This window comes from Streptomyces sp. NPDC050485 (assembly GCF_044458185.1).
Lineage (GTDB): Bacteria > Actinomycetota > Actinomycetes > Streptomycetales > Streptomycetaceae > Streptomyces.
In genome coordinates this window covers 25,987-46,606 of sequence record NZ_JBITHR010000027.1, presented here as the reverse complement: position 1 = coordinate 46,606, position 20,620 = coordinate 25,987, and the positions used below count along the sequence as shown (strand labels likewise).

Sequence of the window (20,620 nt, the reverse complement as noted above, 5' to 3'; positions counted from 1 at the left end):
TGTCAGCCCTTGTCGAGATACTGCTCGCGGTCCTTGTCGAGCAGGGCGTCCAGGGCCGTGCGCAGCCCCGGCAGGTGCGCGAGGTCCGGGTCGTCGGCGACCACTGTGACGGCCTCCTCCCGGGCGGCGGCGATGACCTCCTCGTCATCGATGACGGTGAGCATCCGCAGCGAGGAGCGGACGCCGGACTGGGCCTGGCCGAGCACATCGCCCTCCCGGCGCTGTTCGAGGTCGATGCGGGAGAGCTCGAAGCCGTCGAGGGTGGAGGCGACCGCGGTGAGCCGGGCCCGGGCGGGGGCGGCCTCGGGCATGTCGGTGACCAGCAGGCACAGGCCGGGGGCGGCGCCGCGGCCGACGCGGCCGCGCAGCTGGTGGAGCTGGGATACGCCGAAGCGGTCGGCGTCCATGATCACCATGGCGGTGGCGTTCGGCACGTTCACCCCGACCTCGATGACCGTGGTGGCGACCAGCACGTCCACCTCGCCCGCCGCGTACCGGCGCATCACGTCGTCCTTGTCGTCGGGCTGCATGCGCCCGTGCAGGATCTCGACGCGGAGCCCTCGCAGCGGGCCCTCGCGCAGTTGCCCGGCGATGTCGATCACGGCGAGCGGTGGCCGCCGGTCGGCCGTCTCGGCCTCCTCCGCCTTCTGCTTCCCCTTGGCGGTCTTCGCCTCCTCCTCATCGTCTCCGATGCGCGGGCACACCACGTACGCCTGGTGGCCCTTGTCCACCTCCTCGCGGACCCGTTCCCAGGCGCGGGCCAGGAAGTGGGGCTTGTCCTGGGCGGGGACGACATGGCTGGCGATGGGCGAGCGCCCGGCCGGGAGCTGGTCCAGGACGGAGGTCTCCAGGTCACCGAAGACGGTCATAGCGACGGTGCGCGGGATGGGGGTGGCCGTCATGACGAGCAGGTGCGGGGGCTGCTTGCCCTTGCCGCGCAGGGCGTCGCGCTGCTCGACGCCGAAGCGGTGCTGCTCGTCCACCACGACCAGGCCCAGGTCGTGGAACTGCACCTTGTCCTCGATCAGGGCGTGCGTGCCGATGACGATCCCGGCTTCGCCGGTCACCAGGTCGAGCAGTGCCTGGCGGCGGGCGGGCATGCCCATCGAGCCGGTGAGCAGGACCACCTTGGTGCCCTGCTCGGACCCGCCGAGCATGCCGCCCTCGGCGAGCTCGCCCATCATCTCGGTGATGGAGCGGTGGTGCTGCTGGGCCAGCACCTCGGTGGGCGCCAGCAGCGCGGCCTGCCCGCCGGAGTCGACGACGGCGAGCATGGCGCGCAGGGCGACCAGCGTCTTGCCGCTGCCGACCTCGCCCTGGAGGAGGCGGTGCATGGGGTGCTCGGTCGCGAGGTCGTCGAAGATCTCCTTGGAGACCTTCCGCTGGCCCTCGGTGAGGGTGAAGGGCAGCTCGGCGTCGAAGGAGTCGAGGACTCCGCCGGGGGCGGGTTTCCTTGCCACGGCGGGGAGTTGGGTGTCGGCGTAGCGGCGGCGGGCGAGCGCCACCTGGAGGACGAAGGCCTCGTCCCACTTCAGCCGCTGCCGGGCGTCCTCGATGTCGGCCAAGGCACGCGGCCGGTGCACCTTCAGCAGCGCCTCGGGCAGCGGGACGAAGCCGCGGCCCTCGCGCAGGGTGGGCGGCAGCGGGTCGACGGCCTCCTGGGCGCTGGGCAGCACCGCGTCGACCGCCTTGGCGATCTTCCAGGACTCAAGTCCTTTGCAGGCGGGGTAGATCGGGATGAGGGCGCCCGCCCAGGAGTCGATGTCGCTCTCGTCGTCCGCGTCGGCGCCCAGCTTCGCGTAGGTGGGGTGGGCGAGTTGGAGGCGGCGGTTGAACATCGACACCTTGCCGGCGAACATCGCCCGGCTGCCGGGCAGCAGTTCCTTGTGCGGCTTGTGGATGCCGCGCCCGAAGAACACCAGCTGGAGCTGGCCGCTGCCGTCGGTGATGGTGATCTCCAGGCGCTGGCCCCGGCCGCCGTTGAAGGTGTGCACCCGGGCGTCGGCGACCTGGGCGACGACGGTGACGTCCTCGTCCAGGGGGAGCTCGGCCAGCTTGGTGAGCTGGCCGCGCTCCTCGTACCGCCGGGGGTAGTGGTGCAGGAGGTCGCCGACCGTGTGCAGGTCGAGGTGCTCGGCCATCACCTTCGCGGTGGGTCCGCCGAGCAGCTTCTTCAGTGGTTCTTCGAGCGCAGGCACGCGATCCATTGCACACCACGGGACTGACAGCACGCCGCCCCCTGTGGATAACCGCTGGTCAACCCGCGCCGCGGAGCGGTGCTACTCCACGCCGATCAGCAGCGGCACCGCCTGGTGTCCGCCCTCGTACACCACGGTGTCCACCGCCAGGTGGGATTCGCGGACGTGCGACTCCAGGGCCGATGCCAGGCCCGGCGGGGTGTCGGTGGCGAGGACCAGGGTGACCAGTTCGCCGCCCGCCGCCAGCATCCGGTCGAGGACGGTGCGGGCGGTGGACGCCAGGTCGTGGCCGATGACCGCCACGTCCCCGTCGATGAGGCCGAGCACGTCCCCGGCCTGGCAGACGCCGGCCGTCGTCCACGACTGCCGTTCGGCGACGGCGAGTTCGGCGTGCCGGGTGGCGCCGGCCGCCGAGGTCATCGCGACCACGTCCTCGTCGAAGCGCCGCTCGGGTGCGTGGACGGCGAGCGCCGCGATGCCCTGGACGGCGGCCCTGGTCGGGATGAGCGCGACCCGGATGCCCTCCGCGCGTGCCTGTTCGACGGCGGCGGCGGCCGTGTGGCGCAGCTCGGCGTCGTTGGGCAGCAGTACCACCTCGCGGGCGTGCGCGCGGCGGATCGCCTCGACCAGTTCCCCGCTGGCCGGGGCCTCGCCGGGCCGGGCGAGCACGGTCGTCGCCCCGGCCTCGGCGCAGAGCCCGGCGAGGCCTTCGCCCGGTACGACGGCGACGACGGCCCGCTGGACCTGCTCCCTGGGCGGAACGACGGTGACCGGCTGCTCGAAGTGCGTGATCCGGATCCGGTGCGGCCGGCCCGCCTCGACCCCGGCCTCCACGGCCGCGCCCGCGTCGTCCACGTGCACGTGGACGTTCCACAGCCCGTCGCCGCCGACCACCACCAGGCTGTCGCCGAGCCGGTCGAGGCGGGCCCGCAGCCGGTCCACGGCCGCGTCGTCGGCGTCCAGGAGGTAGATCACCTCGAAGGCGGGCCCGGCGCCGGGGGCCTCGGCCGGGCAGTCCTCCACCGGCACCGGCACCGGAGCTTCGTGCCGTACCACCGGGGCCTCGCCCGAGAGGGCCTGGACCAGGGCGCCGAGGACGGTGACCAGGCCGCGGCCGCCCGCGTCCACGACGCCCGCGCGCCCGAGGACGGCGAGCTGGGAGGGCGTCGCCTCCAGGGCGTCCCTGGCGCCCGCGTACGCCTCCTGGGCCACCGCGGCCGGGGTTCCGCTCGCGTTCTCGGCGGCCTTGGCGGCCGCGGTGGCCACCGAAAGGACGGTGCCCTCGACGGGGTGGGCGACCGCCAGGTAGGCGGCGGAGGCGGCCCTGCGCAGCGCCGCGGCGAGTTCCCCGTCGCCCTCGGCGACGACCTCGGCCATGCCCCGAAGAAGCTGGGCGAGGATCGTCCCCGAGTTCCCGCGGGCGCCGATCAGCGCGCCGTGCGCCATGGCGCGTACGACGTCGGCGGTGTCCGGGATGCCGTCGTACACCGGCGGCTCGGGGTAGGCGGCGAACACCGCCTCCACGGCCTGCGCCGCCGACTCCATCGTCAGGTAGAGGTTGGTGCCGGTGTCCCCGTCCGCGACCGGATACACGTTGATCGCGTCGATCGCCTCGCGGTCCCGGCCCAGCGCGTCCAGCGCCAGTGCGCACCAGCTGCGTACCGCGACGGCATCGAGGGTCTGCGGCACCTGGTGGTCCTCCTTGCGGATGCGAACGGCGAGCGGGGAGGCTCTGAACCCGCAGGGTAGACCCGGTGCGGGCCCGGGGCCGGGGCGGGGGCGGCCGGGGCCGTGGTAGTTTCGTATCTCAGGAGCAGCCGTTGTATGCTGCTTCGGTTGCCCGGCGAGAGTCGGGCCGAATTCCCCCGGCAAGCCACTTCAGATCTCTGATTCCGGTGCGCCGGTTTTCACTGTAAGTGCATTCAATGCATCTGAAGTCTTTGGAGTGACCCGTGGCTGCCAACTGCGACGTCTGCGGCAAGGGGCCGGGCTTCGGCAACAACATTTCGCACTCGCACCGCCGTACGTCTCGTCGCTGGAACCCGAACATCCAGCGTGTGCGTGCCGTGGTCGGTCGGACGCCGAAGCGGCTCAACGTCTGCACCTCGTGCATCAAGGCCGGCAAGGTCTCGCGCTAATTGCGACGTCTGTCGTAGCGCAGCCCCTGCGGTTGCCTTGAAAAGCCGGTCCACCTCGGTGGACCGGCTTTTTGCCGTACCCGCTACCTGAAGCGCCAGCCGTGGTCGACCGGGCCGATGCCCGCGCCCAGCGCGAATCCCGCGGCGATGGCGCCCGTGACGTACTCCTTGGCCGCCCGGACCGCCTCCGGGACGGTGAGCCCCTTGGCGAGGCCCGAGGCGACGGCGGAGGCCAGCGTGCAGCCCGTGCCGTGGGTGTGCCGGTTGTCGAGGCGCGGGGCCCGCAGCCAGTGCTCCTCGGCGCCGTCGGTGAGCAGGTCCACCGCGTCGTTCCCACCCGGCAAGTGCCCGCCCTTGATGAGCGCCCACCGCGGGCCGAACTCCAGGACCGCCCGGGCCGCCCGCCGCATGCCGTCCTCGTCCTCGACGTGTACGCCGGTGAGCTGGGCCACCTCGTCCAGGTTGGGGGTGGCGACGGTCGCGGCCGGCAGCAGCCTGGTGCGTACGGAGTCGAGGGCCTCGGCGGCGAGCAGCGGGTCACCGTGCTTGGAGACGCCCACCGGGTCCACGACGACGGGCGCGTCCGTGCCGGCCAGCAGTTCGGCGACGGCCTCCACGAGGGGCGCCGAGGACAGCATGCCGGTCTTGACGGCCTGGACGCCGATGTCGTCGACGACGGCCCGGTACTGGGCCCGCACCGCCTCGACCGGAAGCTCCCAGGTGCCCTGGACGCCGAGCGAGTTCTGCGCGGTCACGGCGGTGATGACGCTCATGCCGTGCACGCCGAGCGCCAGCATCGTCTTGAGGTCGGCCTGGATGCCCGCGCCGCCGCCGGAGTCGGATCCGGCGACGGTCAGCACACGGGGGATCATGCGGGATCGTCCCCGAAGTGGTCCCAGCCGCCCTTGCTGGTCCAGGGCGCGCCGTCCACGGTCACGGTGGGCAGCGCGGACGGGTTGAGGACCTCGCCGATGACCTTCCAGCGGGCGGGCAGCTTCACGTCGGGCGGGAACGTCGCAACGATGGCGTGGTCCTCGCCGCCGGTGAGCACCCACTGGAGCGGGTCGACGCCGACGGCCTGGCCGATGTCGCTCATCTGCGTCGGGATGTCGATGAGTCCGGAGCGCAGGTCGATGCGGACCTTGCTGGCCTCGGCGATGTGGCCGAGGTCGGCGACCAGACCGTCGCTGACGTCGGTCATGGCGGTGGCGCCGAGCCCGGCGGCCGCGGGGCCCGCGTGGTACGGGGGCTCCGGGCGGCGGTGTGCCTCGACGAAGGCTCGCGGCGAGCGGAAGCCGCGCGACAGGACGGCGTAGCCCGCCGCCGACCAGCCGAGCCAGCCGGTCACCGCGACCACGTCGCCGGGCTGGGCGCCGGCCCGGGTGACCGGCTCGTGGTTGCGCAGGTCGCCGAGTGCGGTGATGGCGACGGTGATGGTGTCCCCGCGCACCACGTCGCCGCCGACCACGGCCGCCCCCGCGACCTGGCACTCGTCGCGGATGCCGTCCATCAGCTCGGTGGGCCAGGTGACCGGCAGTTCGGCCGGCACGACCAGGCCGAGCAGGACCGCGGTCGGCACGGCGCCCATGGCGGCGATGTCGGCCAGGTTCTGCGCGGCGGCCTTGCGGCCCACGTCGTACGCCGTCGACCAGTCGCGCCGGAAGTGCCGGCCCTCAAGGAGGATGTCCGTGCTGGCGACCACCCTGCGGTCGGGTGCGGTCACGACCGCGGCGTCGTCGCCCGGCCCCAGCCGTACCGCGGGGGTGGAGGTGAGCCGGGAGGTCAGCTCCCTGATGAGCCCGAACTCCCCCAACTCGCCCACAGTGCCTTTCACCGTGTCCCACCTCTCATCTTCGTACCCAGGGTGCCCCGGTGCGCTTGCGGTCGCGAGCGGTCTCGGCCGTGGGTACCGTCAACACATACGTCAACTTCATGTCCGCCTTCGCCACTCGGCGTGCGCGGCCGGGCGCGCGGGTCTCCCCGTCGCGCGGGGCGACGCGGTACCGTGGCGTCTCTTTCTCTCCCCCACATGATCCTCGTGGCCGCCCTGGAGGTTCCGTGGTACAGGCGTACATCCTCATCCAGACCGAGGTGGGCAAGGCGTCGACAGTCGCCGAGGCCATCGGAAAGCTCGCGGGGGTGATCCAGGCCGAAGACGTGACCGGACCGTACGACGTGATCGTGCGGGCGCAGGCCGAGACGGTTGACGAACTCGGTCGCATGGTGGTCGCCAAGGTCCAGCAGGTGGACGGCATCACCCGAACCCTGACCTGCCCGGTCGTCCATCTGTAGCCCCCGCTTACCCTGGGCCGGTGACTTCTTCGCGCCGCCGGCCGCCTCTCGTCCTGTCCGCGGCCGCCGTACTGGCGGCCGCGGGCTGTTCTTCGTCCGACGCCACCGCACAGGTGGCGGTTCCCTCGCCACCTGCGAAGGAGGCGGCCGCCTGTGCGGCGCTGGACAGGCTGCTGCCCGACACCGTGGCCGGGCAGCAGCGCGACGACCCCGCTCCCGATTCCCCGCTGACCGCGCGGTGGGGTGCGGGGGACGCGGAGATCGTACTGCGTTGCGGGATCCCGCGGCCCGCGGAGGTGGCGGATCCGAAGTATCCGGGGGTCGAGGTGGAAGGGGTCTCCTGGACCGTGCAGACCCGCTCCCAGGGGCCGCGCTTCATCACCCAGTACCGGGAGCCCTACGTCGAGCTGCTGACAGGGACGCGGTACGAGCACGACGCCTCGCTGCTCCAGCCGTTCGGCGCTCCTGTCGGCAAGACGATTCCCAAGACGCTGGACGTGCCCTAGCGCAGCCCCGTGGACCTGCGCAGCGCCGCCTGGATGAGCTTGTCGACCAGGTCCGCGTACTCGACGCCGCTCTCCTGCCACATCCGCGGGTACATCGAGATCGGCGTGAACCCCGGCATGGTGTTGATCTCGTTGATGACGAACCGGCCGTCGTCCTGAAGGAAGAAGTCCGCGCGGACCAGGCCCTCGCAGGACGCCGCGTCGAAGGCCTCGACGGCGAGCCGCTGCACCTCGGCGGTGGCCTCGTCGCCGATCGGCGCGGGCACGATCCCGGCCGCCGAGTCGATGTACTTGGCCTCGAAGTCGTAGAAGTCGTGGGCGGTGACCGGCGGGATCTCGGCGGGCACGCTCGCGCGCGGCCCGTCCTCGAACTCCAGGACCCCGCACTCGATCTCGCGGCCGCGCAGCAGCGACTCCACGAGGAACTTGGGGTCGTGGCGGCGGGCCTCGGCGATGGCCTCGTCCAGGCCCTCGAAGGAGTCCACCTTGGTGATGCCGAACGAGGAGCCGGCCCGGGACGGCTTGATGAACAGCGGCCAGCCGTGCTCGCCGGCGAAGTCCGCGATCCGCTGGCGGGCGCTCTTCTCGTCCTGCTCCCACTCGCGCGGACGCACCACCAGGTAGGGCCCGACGGGCAGCCCGAAGGAGGTGAAGACGCGCTTCATGTACTCCTTGTCCTGGCCGACGGCCGAGGCGAGGACGCCCGCGCCGACGTACGGGATGCCGGAGAGCTCCAGGAGGCCCTGGAGGGTGCCGTCCTCGCCGTAGGGGCCGTGCAGCACGGGGAAGACGACGTCGACCTCGCCCAGCGCCTTGGGCACCGATCCGGGCTCGCTGTAGACGACTTCGCGGCTGCCCGGGTCCACGGGGAGGACCACGCCGCCCCGGGGGGACTCGGCGAGGTCCTCGACGCTGGGCGTGCGGCGGTCGCTGATCGCCATCCGCTCCGGGTCGTCGGCGGTGACTGCCCAGCGGCCGTCCGTCGTGATGCCGATGGGCAGCACGTCGTACTTCGTGCGGTCGATGGCGCGCAGCACGGCACCGGCGGTGACGACCGAGATGCCGTGTTCGGAGCTGCGGCCGCCGAACACTACGGCCACCCGCGGCTTGCGGAGCTGCTTCTCAGGGCTCTGGGGGAGGTTCTCGCTGCTCATATCGCGTTGAGGGTACCCGTTCGACGCGCCGCTGCCGCTGCCGAGGGCCCGGCGCGGTCAGCGCCGCTCGGCCTTGGCGCTGCGCGACATCAGTTCCTTGAGCGCGACGACCGGCGGCTTGCCCTCGTGGACGATGCCGACGACGGTCTCCGTGATGGGCATGTCGACGCCGTGCCGACGCGCCAGATCCAGCACGGATTCACAGGACTTGACGCCCTCGGCGGTCTGCTTGGTGACGGCGATCGTCTCCTGCAGGGTCATGCCCTTGCCGAGGTTGGTGCCGAAGGTGTGGTTGCGCGAGAGCGGCGAGGAGCAGGTGGCGACGAGGTCGCCGAGGCCCGCGAGGCCGGAGAACGTCAGCGGGTCGGCGCCCATGGCGAGGCCGAGCCGGGTGGTTTCGGCGAGGCCCCGGGTGATGAGCGAGCCCTTGGCGTTGTCGCCGAGCCCCATGCCGTCGGCGATGCCCACGGCGAGGCCGATGACGTTCTTGACGGCGCCGCCCAGTTCGCAGCCGACGACGTCGGTGTTGGTGTACGGGCGGAAGTACGGGGTGTGGCAGGCGGCCTGGAGGCGCCGGGCGACCTCCTCGTCGCGGCAGGCGACGACGGCGGCGGCCGGCATCCGCTTGGCGATCTCCTTGGCCAGGTTGGGTCCGGTGACGACCGCGACGCGGTCCTCCGAGACCTTGGCGACCTCGGCGATGACCTCGCTCATCCGCTTGGCGGTGCCGAGTTCGACGCCCTTCATGAGGGAGACCAGCACGGTGTCGGGGGCGAGCAGCGGGGCCCATTCGGCGAGGTTGGCGCGCAGCGTCTGGGAGGGCACGGCGAGGACGGTGAAGTCGGCGCCGGCCGCGGCCTCGGCGGGGTCGGTGGTGGCCCGTACGGACGCGGGGAGTTCGATGCCGGGCAGATAGTCCGGGTTGGTGCGCGTGGAGTTGACCGCTTCGACGAGTTCGGGCCGGCGGGCCCAGAGGGTCACCTCGCAGCCCGCGTCGGCGAGGACCATGGCGAACGCCGTGCCCCACGAACCCGTTCCGAACACCGCTGCCTTGGTGGTGCCGTGTGTCACTTGGTGCCCTCCCCGGCGGCCTTGCGGCGCTGTTCCAGTCGTGCCTTGCGCGGGTCGTACGGTTCGGCGGGCGGGGTCTGGCCCCGTAGTTCGCCGAGGAGTTCGGTGACGGCCGCCATGATGACCTCGGTCGCCTCCTTGAGGACGTCCGGGGTCAAGTCCTTGCCGTAGAACCGCGACAGGTCGACCGGCGGTCCGGCGAGCACGATGTGCGTCTTGCGCGGGAACAGGTGCGGCTTCTTCGCGTACGGCGGCAGTACCAGGTTGGCCCCCCACTGGGCGACCGGGACGACCGGGCAGCGGGTGGTCAGCGCGACCCTGGCGGCGCCGGTCTTGGCGGTCATCGGCCACTGGTCGGGATCCCGGGTGAGGGTGCCCTCGGGGTAGAACGCGACGCATTCGCCGCGCTCCACGGCGTCGATCGCGGCCCGGAACGCGCTGAGCGCGTTGGTGGTCTCGCGGTAGACGGGGATCTGCCCGGTGCCCCGCATGATGGTCCCGATGAACCCCTTCTTGAAAAGCCCGTGCTTGGCCAGGAATCGCGGAACGCGGCCCGTGTTGTACTGGTAATGGGCGTACGCGAACGGGTCCAGATGGGAATTGTGGTTCACCGCGGTGATGAATCCGCCCTCGGCCGGAATGTTCTCCATTCCGCGCCAGTCCCGCTTGATCAGAACCACCAGCGGCGGTTTTGCGATGACCGCCGCCAGGCGGTACCAGAAGCCGATTCTGCGGCGGGACACTCGGACACCTTCCTTTGTGGACCCGGCCGGGCCGCTGCGCGACCCGGGGGGTGAACTGACTCTGCGTGGCTGCTGGGGGCAAGTGTCGCCCCAGGCCCCTGGTCTGTCGAGAACACCGTACGCCCCGGCCCGGACAGCCTCCCTCCTGGCGGGTGACAATGAAGCCCGCCGCCGCCCGGCCGGACCGGGGCGGCGCTCGGACGGAGGGGACGCCACGAACACCGCCACAACTGCCCGCTGGTCCCTCGTCATACCGCTGAAGCCCTTGGCGCTGGCCAAGAGCAGGCTGGCGGCCGCCGTCGGCGGCGGGCTGCGGCCGCGGCTCGCGCTGGCCTTCGCGCTCGACACGGTGGCGGCCGCGCTCGACTGCCACGCGGTGCGCGATGTGGCGGTCGTCACCAACGACCCGAAGGCGGGGGCGGAACTGGCCGCGCTGGGCGCGCGCATCGTGCCCGACTCCCCCGGCGCGGGCCTCAACGCCGCGCTGGCGCACGGCGCGTACCGGGTGCGCGCCCGGCGCCCGGCGGCCCCGGTGGCGGCCCTGAACGCGGATCTGCCGGCGCTGCGGCCCGCCGAACTGGGCCGGGTGCTCACCGCGGCGACCGCATTTCCGCGGGCTTTTCTCGCGGATGCGGCGGGAATCGGAACGACTTTCCTTTCGGCCGTTCCGGGCGTCGATTTGAATCCGGTTTTCGGCGGCCCTTCCCGGGCCGCACATTCGGCATCGGGGGCCGCCGAAATCCTGCTCGACGGTGTGGATTCGGTCCGCGGCGACGTCGACACCGGCACAGACCTGCGAGCCGCCCTGACCCTGGGCGTGGGCCCGGCCACGGCCGCCCTGCGGGGAGCTCTGGACCTCGTAGGGGGGCACTAGGCTGGCGGTATGCAGGCGACCGCGTACACATACGACCTTGAGACCCGCAGCGGCAGTGTGCTGCTCGACGACGGCACCCCGGTGGACTTCGGCGCCGCGGCCTTCGACGCGGGCGGGCTGCGACTGCTGCGGCCGGGCCAGCGGGTCCGCATCGAGACCGAGGGGTCCGGTGCGGAGCTGAGGATCACGCTGGTGACGCTGCAGACCTTGTGAGCCCCCGCCGTACGCGGGGCGATGTGGCCGAAAACGGCCGCGGGCCGGGTCTCCCCGAGGGGAGCCCGGCCCGGCGCTTGAGCCTTGCCGCGTAACCGCTGCGGACTACTTCTTGCGAGCGGTGGCCTTCTTGGCGGTGGTCTTGCGCGCCGTGGCCTTCTTCGCGGGCGCCTTCTTCGCGACGGCCTTCTTGGCCGGCGCGGTCTTCTTCGCGGTGGCCTTCTTGGCGGTGGCGGCCTTCTTGGCCGGTGCCGCCTTCTTGGCCGTGGCCGTCGCCTTCTTGGCGGTGGTCTTCTTGGCCGCCGTGGTCTTCGCCGCAGTGGTCTTCTTCACCGCGGTGGCCTTCTTGGCCGTCGCCTTCTTGGCGGTGGCCTTCTTGGCCGCGGCCTTCTTGACGGTCGTACGGGTGGAAGCACCGCCCGAGAGGCTGCCCTTGGGGGCCTTCTTGACGGCCACGTCGTTCTTCGGGAGCTTCTTCGAGCCCGCGACGAGGTCCTTGAAGCCCTGGCCCGCGCGGAAGCGGGGAACCGAGGTCTTCTTGACCCGTACGCGCTCACCCGTCTGCGGGTTGCGGGCGTACCGGGCCGGGCGGTCGACCTTCTCGAACGAGCCGAAACCGGTGACCGAGACGCGGTCGCCGGCGACGACTGCGCGGACGATCGCGTCCAGCACCGCGTCAACCGCGTCCGCGGCCTGCTGACGGCCGCCGACCTTGTCGGCAATCGCTTCTACGAGCTGCGCCTTGTTCACGTCTTCCCCTTCGGAGACATTGCCTGAGCGAAAGTGTCCAGGCCTTTTCGCACGTTAGGCAGATATATACCGCAAATCAAACACGAAACGGGCTAATCACCCTAGTGCCGCAACGAAGTCGGCTCTCGCCGAGTTCCTTGCGGCTCAGTCGCCTTCGGGGAATCGGCCCTCGTCGAGGTCCTTCATCAACCGGTCCAGACGCCTTGCCGCATCGGCGAGATCGTGTTTGGCAGCCGCTGTTATGACCAGCAGCTTCCGGGACAGCGCCATCCGTACGCCCTCCGGGACTTGCAGTTCACGCACCCTTGTGTGCGCTTCTTTGAGTTGGTCCGCCACCATCCCGTAGAGCCCGAGTTGGCTGTCGCGTTCCATGCGTCGATTGTGCCATCTGAGGCGAGTTGTCACCTCCGGCGGGGGCAACTGGGCGAATCCAGCCACTCCTGGAGGTCCGTACGCACCCCCGATCGCGCAAGCGACTATCCGGCCATCTGCCCTGTGCACAAGGCTAGTTGACGTCACCCCCGGAGCCCAAAACGCGACGCGCCCCCTGCCCGGAAATCAATCCCGGAATCAGGGGGCGCGATGCAGCCGAAGGGGGGTCAATACGCGGTTCAGGCCTGGATCGTGCTGGGCTTGAAGGCGGGTCGGCGGGCCTCGTAGGTGGCGATGTCGGGCTCGTTCTGGAGCGTGATCGAGATGTCGTCCAGGCCGTTCAGGAGCCGCCAGCGGGCGTTCTCGTCGAGTTCGAAGTCGGCCGTGACGCCTTCCGCGCGAACCTGGCGGTCCTGCAGGTCAACGGTGATTTCGGCACTCGGGTCGCGCTCGGTCAGCTCCCACAGCGCGTCCACGACTTTCTGGTCGAGAACGACCGTGAGCAGCCCGTTCTTCAGCGAGTTGCCCCGGAAGATGTCGGCGAAGCGGGACGAGATGACGGTTTTGAAGCCGTAGTTCTGCAGTGCCCACACGGCGTGCTCGCGGGAGGAGCCGGTGCCGAAGTCGGGTCCTGCCACCAAAACCGTGGCGCCCTTGCGCTCGGGCTTGTTCAGGATGAACTCGGAGTCCTTGCGCCAGGCCTCGAAGAGCCCGTCCTCGAAGCCGTCCCGGGTGACCTTCTTCAGCCAGTGGGCCGGGATGATCTGGTCGGTGTCGACGTTGGAGCGGCGCAGCGGTACGGCCCGGCCGGTGTGCGTGGTGAAAGCTTCCATGATTTGTCAGGCCTCCACGGGGGTGCGGGCGTCGGACAGGTCGGCGGGCGAGCCAAGGTGGCCGAGGACCGCGGTCGCGGCGGCGACCTGCGGCGAAACCAGGTGGGTGCGGCCGCCCTTGCCCTGCCTGCCCTCGAAGTTGCGGTTGGAGGTGGACGCGGAGCGCTCACCGGGGGCCAGCTGGTCCGGGTTCATGCCCAGGCACATCGAGCAGCCCGCGTGCCGCCATTCGGCGCCGGCGGCGGTGAACACCTTGTCCAGGCCCTCGTCCATGGCCTGCAGGGCGACCCGGACCGAGCCCGGGACGACCAGCATCCGTACGCCGTCGGCGACTTTGCGGCCCTCGATGACGGCGGCCGCGTTGCGCAGGTCCTCGATGCGGCCGTTGGTGCATGAACCTACGAAGACGGTGTCGACGTTGATGTCGCGCAGCGGCTGCCCGGCGGTCAACCCCATGTATTCCAGGGCCTTTTCGGCGGCCAGGCGCTCCGAAGCGTCCTCGTACGAAGCCGGGTCGGGGACCTTCGCCGACAGCGGGGCGCCCTGGCCGGGGTTGGTGCCCCAGGTGACGAACGGCGAGAGCTCGTCCGCCCTGATGACGACCTCGGCGTCGAAGACCGCGTCCTCGTCCGTCTTCAGCGTCTCCCAGTACGCGACCGCCGCGTCCCAGTCCGCGCCCTTGGGGGCGTGCGCGCGGCCTTCCAGGTAGTCGAACGTGGTCCGGTCCGGGGCGATCATGCCCGCGCGGGCACCGGCCTCGATCGACATGTTGCAGATGGTCATGCGGGCTTCCATCGACAGCTGCTCGATGGCGGAGCCGCGGTACTCCAGGACGTAGCCCTGGCCGCCGCCGGTGCCGATCCGCGCGATGATGGCGAGGATCAGGTCCTTGGCGGTCACGCCCTCGGGCAGCTCGCCCTCCACGGTGATGGCCATGGTCTTGAAGGGGGCCAGCGGCAGCGTCTGGGTGGCCAGGACGTGCTCGACCTGGCTGGTGCCGATGCCGAACGCCAGCGCGCCGAACGCGCCGTGCGTGGAGGTGTGCGAGTCGCCGCAGACCACGGTGGTGCCGGGCTGGGTCAGGCCCAGCTGCGGTCCCACCACGTGGACAACACCCTGCTCGACGTCGCCCAGCGGGTGCAGCCGCACCCCGAACTCGGCGCAGTTCTTGCGCAGCGTCTCCAGCTGGACCCGCGAAACCGGGTCCGCGATCGGCTTGTCGATGTCGATGGTCGGGGTGTTGTGGTCCTCGGTGGCGATGGTGAGGTCCAGCCTGCGCACCTGGCGGCCGCTCTTGCGCAGTCCGTCGAAGGCCTGCGGGCTGGTCACCTCGTGCAGCAGGTGCAGATCGATGAAGAGCAGGTCCGGCTCGCCCTCGGCGCGCCTGACGACATGGTCGTCCCAGACCTTCTCCGCGAGTGTCCTACCCATCGCCTTCCCTCCGGCCGGCGTCTTCGCCGGCACTTCTAGAGACCGATTGCCCATGCCCGTACCGCACGCCCCGGGCGAGAGCCGGATCCGTTGTACGGATCGCCAGTACAGCTTGACGACTTCCGGAGAAAATTGAACTTGCGTTTCACAGAGTGAGACGCGAATATCGTTGCATGGACAACTCTAGCGGCGTCGGCGTTCTGGACAAGGCTGCCCTTGTCTTGAGCGCTCTGGAGTCCGGTCCGGCCACCCTCGCAGGTCTGGTCGCGGCCACTGGGCTCGCACGACCCACGGCACACCGCCTCGCCGTGGCACTGGAACACCACCGGATGGTGGCGCGGGACATGCAGGGCCGTTTCATTCTCGGCCCCCGGCTCGCGGAGCTCGCGGCGGCCGCCGGCGAGGACCGCCTGCTGGCCACGGCCGGGCCCGTACTGACGCATCTGCGCGATGTGACGGGCGAGAGCGCCCAGCTCTATCGCCGGCAGGGCGACATGCGGATCTGCGTGGCGGCCGCCGAGCGCCTCTCCGGCCTGCGCGACACCGTCCCGGTCGGCTCCACGCTGACGATGAAGGCCGGCTCCTCCGCCCAGATCCTGATGGCCTGGGAGGAGCCCGAGCGCCTGCACCGCGGCCTGCAGGGCGCCCGCTTCACGGCGACGGCCCTTTCCGGGGTACGCCGCAGGGGCTGGGCCCAGTCGATCGGCGAGCGCGAGCCGGGCGTGGCCTCGGTGTCGGCGCCGGTGCGCGGCCCGTCGAACCGGGTGGTGGCCGCCGTATCGGTCTCCGGTCCCATCGAGCGTCTGACCCGGCATCCGGGCCGGATGCACGCCCAGGCGGTCATCGACGCCGCCGCGCGCCTGTCCGAGGCGCTGCGCCGCAACGGCTGAGTCCCTACTGCCACTTGCCGGCCCACCGCTTCAACGCCGCAGCGGTGGGCCGCAGGTGTGTCCGGGCCCGCTCAACCGCTCGCGCCGGGCCGGGAGTTGATGGCGCGGCACTCCGGCGCAGGGCACACGAAAAGGCCCTCCGCATGATGCGGAGGGCCAATTCTCTGTGCGTACCCCCGACCGGATTCGAACCGGCGCTACCGCCTTGAGAGGGCGGCGTGCTAGGCCGCTACACAACGGGGGCCTGCCTGCTTTTCGGACCTTCGATGAAGATCCAGGATCTTGTAATGACCCGCTGGGCTACCAGGACTCGAACCTAGAATGACGGTACCAGAAACCGTAGTGTTGCCAATTACACCATAGCCCATGGTGGTTTAGACCAGTACCCCCGACCGGATTCGAACCGGCGCTACCGCCTTGAGAGGGCGGCGTGCTAGGCCGCTACACAACGGGGGCCCTAGCGATCCTGCATCAGGTCCACCGGGTGCGACCCTGGTGATCCTGCGGGAAGGATCTGTACCCCCGACCGGATTCGAACCGGCGCTACCGCCTTGAGAGGGCGGCGTGCTAGGCCGCTACACAACGGGGGCGTTGCAGAAAAGCTCTGCGAGCTGGGCTACCAGGACTCGAACCTAGACTAACGGAACCAGAAACCGTCGTGCTGCCAATTACACCATAGCCCACCAAAGCGCAACTCCCGTCGGGGGTTTTGCTCGGCTTGCGCTTTCGGTTCCGGGCTTTTTCTCCCGCTCCCCTCGGCGCAGGAAGAACATTACCCGAAGGTGTCCGGCGCTCCAAAACGGGTATCGAGACGCAGGAGGTCGGGGAGCTGGTCGAGCCCGGTGATGCGGATGAGCTCGGGCCGTCCGCCGGTCCCGGACCGGTCGAGCCAGACCCCCTTGAGCCCCGCCTCGACCGCCCCGCGAGCGTCGATGTCCGGTTGGTCGCCGACGTATACGACTTCTCCCGGGGGCAGCCCGAGCGCCTCGCACCCGGCGTGGAAGGCGGCCGCCTCCGGTTTGGCGATGCCCAGTTCGGCGGCGCACAGCAGCGCCTCGAAGCGGTCGCGCACGCCCAGGATGCGGAGCTTCCGCTCCTGGTTGTGGAGGGAGGAGTTGGACAGGATGGCGTGCCGGTACTCGTCGGCGAGTACGTCCAGGACGGGCAGGGTGTCCGGGAAGAGGCTCCAGGCGGCTTCGTAGTGCGCGATGTGCCGCTCGAACCAGGCGTCGGCGTCCTCGTCGCTCATGCCCTCGCCCAGGAAGGACCGCACCCGGTCGCGCCGCTGCCCGTGCCAGTCGGTCTCCCCGGCCGAGAACCGCGCCCAGTGGTACGCGGTGACCTCGTCCCAGCTGTCGAGCGCCGCCTCCAGGGAGTCGTACGCACGGGGCAGGCCCTCGATGGCGAGGTGCGCGCGCATGCCGGAGCGGGAGGCCGTGGCGTAGTCGAAGATCGTGTCGTCGATGTCCCAGAGGACGGCGCGGATGGCCATGCTTCGAGCTTAGGCCGTGCGCCCGGGCGGCGGACGGCATTCGCGGACAGCGCGAACGGGGCGGTCTCAGGGCGTGAGCGCCTCGTCGGCGTGCGCCGTGGCCGTGGATGCCTCGGCCGGGAGCGCCTCGGCCGGGACGACGAAGAAGTCGGTGACGAAGCAGGTGATCGCGCCGGCCTCGTCGCGGCCTATCCAGGTCGGATAGGCACCGTCGCCCCAACCGGAGGTGAACGCGATCAGGTTGTGGCCCGAGGCGGGGTCGGTCACGGTGTGCGGACCCGGGGACGGCGGGACGGTGTCGAAGGCGTCCCAGAGCGGCCCCTCGTCGCCCTCGCAGTCGGGGAAGGACCCGTCGGACCCGGCGTCGTAGAAGCAGCCGGTGCCCGCGTCGACGCCGTACCCGAAGAACTCGTCGTCGTCGAGCTCGGCGAGGTCCTGGCCGGGCTGGAGCGCGAGCTCCCAGGAGACGGTGGGGGCGTCCTTGATGACGAGCCGCGCGGCGGCCACCCGCAGGTGCGGGGTGTCCGGCTCGGGCTCCCCCGGCCGCACGAGCGTGGCCACCGCCGCGTCCACGCGGTACCGCCCAGGCTCGACGCCGGCCGTGAACGGCTCGGCCTCGCCGAATCCGAGCGAGACGAACGGATCGCAGGCGATGACCCGCCCGGTGTGCAGCCACAACTCCCCGCCGGCCGCCACGGACAGCGTGCCGGTGGTGCCGGACTCCTCCGTGAAGGTGTTGCCCGGAGTGAAGTGCCAGGAGAAGTCGGGGGCGGGCATGGGCATGAGGGTCTCCCCGGGAAGGTGTGCGGCTGTTGTCCGTTGCTCTCTGCGCTGCCAGAAAACATAACTCGGGGCACTGACAACGCCGTCCGGGGCGACGCCGCCCGGCCATCACATCTGTCACAGATGCAACTTCCGTACCGCTGAAGCCTGTTGTCAGGGTGCTTGAGCAAGGTTGAGGACCACAGGGTGATAAGCCGCCAGGGTGGGCGGCATGCAGAGTGATCCGGACCTCAGGACGCCCGACGGACCACGGACCGGTCACTCGCCGCCAGAGCTGTCGGGCAGCCGCACGAGCTGGTTACCCTTGACCTGGACGAGTCCCAATACGCCCTCGCCGTCGCCGAGTTGGGCATGGAAGTGGATCCCCCTGCCCGCTACTCCCCCGGCGCCTGGCTCGCCCTGCTCGCCGACCGGCTGGGCCGAGGCCGGAACGGTGTGAGGGCGGCAACGGCTTGAGGGGCGGCAGCCGATGCGGCTGCCGCCCCTCAGTCACGTGCGTACGGACGTCACGTGCGTCCGAACGCCTACGCCGCCAGCTTCGACAGCGCCGCGTCGATCCTCGCCAGGGTCTTCTCCTTGCCCAGGATTTCCAGGGACTCGAAGAGGGGGAGGCCGACCGTGCGGCCGGTTACGGCCACGCGGACCGGGGCCTGGGCCTTGCCCAGCTTCAGGCCGTGCTCCTCGCCCGCCGCCAGGACCGCGTTCTTCAGGGACTCCGGCGACGTCCAGTCCGCCGCCGACAGCTTCTCCTTCGCGGTGCGCAGGAGCGCGTCGGAGCCCTCCTTCATGGCCTTCGTCCAGGACGCCTCGTCCTCGACGGGCTCGGCGCGGAACAGGAAGTCGACGTTGGCCGTGATGTCGGAGAGGACCGTCACGCGGGTCTGGGCGTGCGGGGCGATGGCCTCCCACGCCGCCCGGTCGAAGTCCTCGGGGGCCCAGTTGGCGTGCGGGGCCGTCAGCCAGGGCTCGCAGGCCGCCGCGAACGCCTTCCCGTCAAGGAGGCGGATGTGGTCCGCGTTGATGGACTCGGCCTTCTTCAGGTCGAAGCGCGCCGGGTTGGCGTTGACGTCGCCGATCTCGAACTTCTGCACCATCTCGGAGATCGAGAAGACGTCCTGGTCGGCCGAGAACGACCAGCCGAGCAGGGAGAGGTAGTTGAGGAGGCCCTCGGGCAGGAAGCCGCGCTCGCGGTAGATGTTCAGGGACGCCTGCGGGTCGCGCTTGGAGAGCTTCTTGTTGCCCTCGCCCATGACGTACGGGAGGTGCCCGAAGGACGGGATGTCCTTGGCCACGCCCAGCTCGATCAGCGCCTTGTAGAGCGCGATCTGGCGCGGGGTAGAGGAGAGCAGGTCCTCGCCGCGCAGGACGTGGGTGATCTCCATCAGGGCGTCGTCGACCGGGTTGACGAGCGTGTAGAGCGGGGCGCCGTTCGCGCGGACGATGCCGTAGTCGGTGACGTTCTCCGCCTGGACGGTGATCTCGCCGCGGACCAGGTCCGTGAAGGTGGTCGCCTCGTCCGGCATCCGGAAGCGGACGACGTGGCTGCGGCCCTCGGCCTCGTACGCCTGCTTCTGCTCGGCGCTCAGCTCGCGGCAGTGGCCGTCGTAGCCGGACGGCTTGCCGGCGGCGCGGGCCGCCTCGCGGCGGGCGTCCAGCTCCTCGGTGGTGCAGTAGCAGGGGTACGCGTAGCCGCCGGCGAGCAGCTTCTCGGCGACGTCCTGGTAGATGTCCATGCGCTGCGACTGGCGGTAGGGCGCGTGCGGGCCGCCGATCTCCGGGCCCTCGTCCCAGGTGAAGCCCAGCCAGCGCATCGAGTCGAGCAGCTGCTTGTACGACTCCTCCGAGTCGCGCGCCGCGTCGGTGTCTTCGATGCGGAAGACGAAGGTGCCGCCGTGGTGCCGGGCGAACGCCCAGTTGAACAGGGCGGTCCTGACCAGGCCCACGTGGGGGTTGCCGGTCGGGGAGGGACAGAACCGTACGCGTACGGGAGTCGCGTTAGCCACGCTTGATCACCTTGTTGGTGAGAGTGCCGATGCCTTCGATGGTGACGGCGACTTCGTCGCCGACGTTGAGGGGGCCGACCCCGGCGGGGGTGCCGGTGAGGATGACGTCGCCCGGGAGCAGCGTCATGGCCTCGGTGATGTGGACGACCAGGTCCTCGATGGAGCGGATCATGTCGCTGGTGCGGCCCAGCTGGCGCTGCTGACCGTTGACGGTCGCCTGGATGGTGAGGTCCGCCGGGTCAAGGTCGGTCTCCACCCAGGGGCCGAGCGGGCACGAGGTGTCGAAGCCCTTGGCCCGGGCCCACTGCTTCTCGCGCTGCTGGGCGTCGCGGGCGGTGACGTCGTTGGCGCAGGTGTAGCCGAAGATGACGTCCTTGACGCGCTCGCGCGGGACCTCGCGGCACATCCGGCCGATGACGACCGCGAGCTCGGCCTCGTGGTGCAGCTCGTTGGAGAAGGAGGGGTACTCGATGGCGTCCCCGGAGCCGATCACCGAGGTGGTCGGCTTGAAGAAGGCGACCGGCACCTCAGGGACCTCGTTGCCGAGCTCCTTCGCGTGCTCCGCGTAGTTGCGGCCGATGGCCACGACCTTGTTGGGGAGCACGGGCGGCAGGAGGCGGACCTTGCTCAGCGGGACCTTGGTGCCGCTGAGCTCGAAGTCGCCGTACGGGATGCCCTTGATGATGTCGAGTACGAGACCGTCGGGGCCTTCGCCCTCGACGGCTCCGAAGGCGACATTGCCGTCGATGGAGAACCTGGCGATGCGCACGAGTGCTGTCGCCCCTCACTTCGCTTAGCTGGTACTGGCCGGAGTCTGACGCTCCAGGCTAACGCGGGCGGGGGCACCGGCTGTGCGATTACTCCGCGGCGCGACCTG

At 70.7% G+C, this 20,620-nt stretch carries 21 protein-coding genes, 5 tRNA genes and 1 pseudogene; 7 read left to right on the top strand and 20 right to left on the bottom strand.

Going from position 1 to position 20,620, the window contains the following annotated elements; translation table 11 throughout:
• Positions 1 to 2 precede the first annotated feature (2 nt).
• Both recG and ACIBK6_RS35515 read right to left on the bottom strand, forming a co-directional pair.
• Positions 3 to 2,207 (bottom strand): ATP-dependent DNA helicase RecG, encoded by a 2,205-nt coding sequence (gene recG / locus ACIBK6_RS35520; protein ID WP_399056472.1) that lies wholly within the window; start codon positions 2,205 to 2,207, stop codon positions 3 to 5.
• A 72-nt stretch (positions 2,208 to 2,279) separates the two neighbouring features.
• A complete protein-coding gene (locus tag ACIBK6_RS35515) occupies positions 2,280 to 3,887 on the bottom strand; it encodes a DAK2 domain-containing protein (protein WP_399056470.1) in 1,608 nt (535 codons plus the stop codon).
• Positions 3,888 to 4,150: 263 nt separating this feature from the next.
• Here ACIBK6_RS35515 and rpmB point away from each other — a divergent pair, with 263 nt between their 5' ends.
• Positions 4,151 to 4,336 (top strand): 50S ribosomal protein L28, encoded by a 186-nt coding sequence (gene rpmB, locus ACIBK6_RS35510; protein WP_003957616.1) that lies wholly within the window; start codon positions 4,151 to 4,153, stop codon positions 4,334 to 4,336.
• A gap of 83 nt (positions 4,337 to 4,419) precedes the next feature.
• On the opposite strand, the gene thiD is transcribed toward rpmB, so the two are convergent.
• Positions 4,420 to 5,208 (bottom strand): bifunctional hydroxymethylpyrimidine kinase/phosphomethylpyrimidine kinase, encoded by a 789-nt coding sequence (gene thiD / locus ACIBK6_RS35505; protein WP_399056468.1) that lies wholly within the window; start codon positions 5,206 to 5,208, stop codon positions 4,420 to 4,422.
• Complete coding sequence (locus ACIBK6_RS35500) at positions 5,205 to 6,170, bottom strand: thiamine-phosphate kinase (RefSeq protein ID WP_053727946.1); 966 nt, start codon at positions 6,168 to 6,170, stop codon at positions 5,205 to 5,207. Before ACIBK6_RS35500 ends, thiD begins: the two co-directional genes overlap by 4 nt.
• Before the next feature lie 224 nt (positions 6,171 to 6,394).
• Here ACIBK6_RS35500 and ACIBK6_RS35495 point away from each other — a divergent pair, with 224 nt between their 5' ends.
• Positions 6,395 to 6,628, top strand: a complete 234-nt coding sequence (locus ACIBK6_RS35495) for an Lrp/AsnC family transcriptional regulator (RefSeq protein WP_053727902.1) — start codon at positions 6,395 to 6,397, stop codon at positions 6,626 to 6,628.
• A gap of 20 nt (positions 6,629 to 6,648) precedes the next feature.
• Positions 6,649 to 7,134, top strand: a complete 486-nt coding sequence (locus tag ACIBK6_RS35490) for a DUF3515 family protein (protein WP_399056465.1) — start codon at positions 6,649 to 6,651, stop codon at positions 7,132 to 7,134.
• On the opposite strand, the gene ACIBK6_RS35485 is transcribed toward ACIBK6_RS35490, so the two are convergent.
• The 3 genes from ACIBK6_RS35485 to ACIBK6_RS35475 are packed head-to-tail and all read right to left on the bottom strand — an operon-like array spanning position 7,131 to position 10,102.
• Entirely contained in the window at positions 7,131 to 8,288 is a 1,158-nt protein-coding gene (locus ACIBK6_RS35485; protein WP_399056463.1) for a D-alanine--D-alanine ligase family protein, read from the bottom strand. The genes ACIBK6_RS35490 and ACIBK6_RS35485 overlap by 4 nt on opposite strands.
• A gap of 57 nt (positions 8,289 to 8,345) precedes the next feature.
• A complete protein-coding gene (locus ACIBK6_RS35480) occupies positions 8,346 to 9,359 on the bottom strand; it encodes an NAD(P)H-dependent glycerol-3-phosphate dehydrogenase (protein WP_399056461.1) in 1,014 nt (337 codons plus the stop codon).
• A complete protein-coding gene (locus ACIBK6_RS35475; RefSeq protein WP_399056459.1) occupies positions 9,356 to 10,102 on the bottom strand; it encodes a lysophospholipid acyltransferase family protein in 747 nt (248 codons plus the stop codon). Before ACIBK6_RS35475 ends, ACIBK6_RS35480 begins: the two co-directional genes overlap by 4 nt.
• A gap of 145 nt (positions 10,103 to 10,247) precedes the next feature.
• Here ACIBK6_RS35475 and cofC point away from each other — a divergent pair, with 145 nt between their 5' ends.
• Positions 10,248 to 10,976 carry a 2-phospho-L-lactate guanylyltransferase gene (gene cofC / locus ACIBK6_RS35470; RefSeq protein ID WP_399056586.1) on the top strand — a complete coding sequence of 243 codons (729 nt, stop codon included), beginning with the start codon at positions 10,248 to 10,250 and terminating at the stop codon, positions 10,974 to 10,976.
• Positions 10,977 to 10,985: 9 nt separating this feature from the next.
• On the top strand, positions 10,986 to 11,189 hold the full coding sequence (locus ACIBK6_RS35465) for a hypothetical protein (RefSeq protein WP_399056457.1): 204 nt from the start codon (positions 10,986 to 10,988) through the stop codon (positions 11,187 to 11,189).
• 105 nt (positions 11,190 to 11,294) lie between these two features.
• On the opposite strand, the gene ACIBK6_RS35460 is transcribed toward ACIBK6_RS35465, so the two are convergent.
• The 4 genes from ACIBK6_RS35460 to leuC form a co-directional block, all read right to left on the bottom strand.
• Positions 11,295 to 11,939, bottom strand: a complete 645-nt coding sequence (locus ACIBK6_RS35460) for an HU family DNA-binding protein (RefSeq protein WP_399056455.1) — start codon at positions 11,937 to 11,939, stop codon at positions 11,295 to 11,297.
• Between the two features lie 144 nt (positions 11,940 to 12,083).
• On the bottom strand, positions 12,084 to 12,311 hold the full coding sequence (locus ACIBK6_RS35455) for a hypothetical protein (protein ID WP_329462819.1): 228 nt from the start codon (positions 12,309 to 12,311) through the stop codon (positions 12,084 to 12,086).
• A gap of 239 nt (positions 12,312 to 12,550) precedes the next feature.
• On the bottom strand, positions 12,551 to 13,144 hold the full coding sequence (gene leuD / locus ACIBK6_RS35450; protein WP_399056453.1) for a 3-isopropylmalate dehydratase small subunit: 594 nt from the start codon (positions 13,142 to 13,144) through the stop codon (positions 12,551 to 12,553).
• A gap of 6 nt (positions 13,145 to 13,150) precedes the next feature.
• Complete coding sequence (leuC, locus tag ACIBK6_RS35445; RefSeq protein ID WP_399056450.1) at positions 13,151 to 14,575, bottom strand: 3-isopropylmalate dehydratase large subunit; 1,425 nt, start codon at positions 14,573 to 14,575, stop codon at positions 13,151 to 13,153.
• A 173-nt stretch (positions 14,576 to 14,748) separates the two neighbouring features.
• On the opposite strand from leuC, the gene ndgR reads away from it, so the two are divergent.
• Entirely contained in the window at positions 14,749 to 15,465 is a 717-nt protein-coding gene (gene ndgR / locus ACIBK6_RS35440; RefSeq protein ID WP_005311436.1) for an IclR family transcriptional regulator NdgR, read from the top strand.
• Positions 15,466 to 15,636: 171 nt separating this feature from the next.
• Here the strand turns inward: ndgR and ACIBK6_RS35435 are convergent.
• From ACIBK6_RS35435 to ACIBK6_RS35405, 7 genes are all read right to left on the bottom strand, one after another.
• Positions 15,637 to 15,709: transfer RNA gene (locus ACIBK6_RS35435), tRNA-Glu, on the bottom strand.
• 51 nt (positions 15,710 to 15,760) lie between these two features.
• A tRNA-Gln gene (locus ACIBK6_RS35430) sits at positions 15,761 to 15,832 on the bottom strand.
• 16 nt (positions 15,833 to 15,848) lie between these two features.
• Positions 15,849 to 15,921 (bottom strand) — tRNA-Glu (locus ACIBK6_RS35425).
• A gap of 61 nt (positions 15,922 to 15,982) precedes the next feature.
• Positions 15,983 to 16,055 (bottom strand) — tRNA-Glu (locus ACIBK6_RS35420).
• A 21-nt stretch (positions 16,056 to 16,076) separates the two neighbouring features.
• Positions 16,077 to 16,148, bottom strand: a tRNA-Gln gene (locus ACIBK6_RS35415).
• A gap of 89 nt (positions 16,149 to 16,237) precedes the next feature.
• Entirely contained in the window at positions 16,238 to 16,957 is a 720-nt protein-coding gene (locus tag ACIBK6_RS35410; RefSeq protein WP_399056448.1) for an HAD family hydrolase, read from the bottom strand.
• Positions 16,958 to 17,023: 66 nt separating this feature from the next.
• Positions 17,024 to 17,740: a DUF4241 domain-containing protein gene (locus ACIBK6_RS35405; RefSeq protein WP_399056446.1), complete on the bottom strand. Its 717-nt coding sequence runs from the start codon at positions 17,738 to 17,740 to the stop codon at positions 17,024 to 17,026.
• Between the two features lie 252 nt (positions 17,741 to 17,992).
• On the opposite strand from ACIBK6_RS35405, the pseudogene ACIBK6_RS35400 reads away from it, so the two are divergent.
• Positions 17,993 to 18,196: pseudogene (locus tag ACIBK6_RS35400) on the top strand (hypothetical protein); the annotation flags it as partial.
• Between the two features lie 68 nt (positions 18,197 to 18,264).
• Here ACIBK6_RS35400 and gltX read toward each other — a convergent pair.
• Both gltX and ACIBK6_RS35390 read right to left on the bottom strand, forming a co-directional pair.
• The gene (gene gltX, locus ACIBK6_RS35395; RefSeq protein WP_399056443.1) at positions 18,265 to 19,743 is read right to left on the bottom strand and encodes a glutamate--tRNA ligase; all 1,479 of its coding nucleotides are present in this window, start codon (positions 19,741 to 19,743) and stop codon (positions 18,265 to 18,267) included.
• Positions 19,736 to 20,512 carry a fumarylacetoacetate hydrolase family protein gene (locus ACIBK6_RS35390; protein ID WP_399056441.1) on the bottom strand — a complete coding sequence of 259 codons (777 nt, stop codon included), beginning with the start codon at positions 20,510 to 20,512 and terminating at the stop codon, positions 19,736 to 19,738. Before ACIBK6_RS35390 ends, gltX begins: the two co-directional genes overlap by 8 nt.
• Between the last annotated feature and the right edge of the window lie 108 nt (positions 20,513 to 20,620).